We start from the raw sequence: 916 nt of genomic DNA on the forward strand, positions 1-916 counted from the left end.
CTGCCAAGACCGCCGAGCCGCATCCGAAGCTGCCGGGCACCATCTACACCGCGGCGCAAGAAATCGAGCGGGCCGGCGGCAAGGCGCTGCCGGTGCTTTGCGACATCTGCGACGAAGCGCAGGTCGCCGAGGCGGTGGCGAAAACCGTGGAGCGGTTCGGCGGCATCGACATCTGCGTCAACAATGCCAGCGCCATCCAGCTCACCGGCACGCTGGAGACCGATATGAAGCGCTACGACCTGATGCATCAGATCAACACGCGCGGCACGTTCCTGGTCTCCAAAATGTGCATTCCGCACCTGAAGTTGGCCAAGAACCCTCACATCCTGAATCTGGCGCCGCCGCTCGACATGAAGGCCAAATGGTTCAAGAACCATGTCGCCTACACGATGGCGAAATTCGGCATGTCGATGTGCACGCTTGGCATGAGCGCCGAGTTCGCCAAGGACGGCATCGCGGTGAATTCACTTTGGCCGATCTCGACCATCGACACGGCCGCGGTGCGCAACCTTCTGGGCGGGGCGACGGTGGCGGCGATGAGCCGCTCGCCCGACATCATGGCCGACGCCGCATATGCGATCTTCATGCGCCCGTCGCGTGAGGCGACCGGCAATTTCTACATCGACGAAGAGGTGCTGCGCGCCGAAGGCGTGACGGATTTTTCGGTATACGCGCCCGGCGCCGCCGATCAGCTCGCGGGCGACTTCTTCGTTCCCGACGAGGTGTTTGCGAACTCGCAGACGAAGGTCAGAAGAATCTACTGAAGGCGCGCAGACGGCCTTAGTCCGCCGCGGCCTTCTTGCCTTTCGCCAACGCCATGACCCGGTCGATATGGGCCAGCATCAGCGCCGAAAGCACGAACGCCAGATGCATGATGGTCAGCCACATCAGTTGCTTCGCCGTGTAGGAAGGGTGG

At 62.4% G+C, this 916-nt stretch carries 1 protein-coding gene; it reads left to right on the forward strand.

The genetic code is table 11. The features are described 5' to 3' along the window. The coding region (locus EOA24_RS39560) for an NAD(P)-dependent oxidoreductase (RefSeq protein ID WP_133375014.1) at positions 1 to 764 on the forward strand (764 nt) is incomplete at its 5' end. Between the last annotated feature and the right edge of the window lie 152 nt (positions 765 to 916).

It is taken from the genome of Mesorhizobium sp. M2A.F.Ca.ET.039.01.1.1, from assembly GCF_003998035.1.
Classification (GTDB): domain Bacteria; phylum Pseudomonadota; class Alphaproteobacteria; order Rhizobiales; family Rhizobiaceae; genus Mesorhizobium.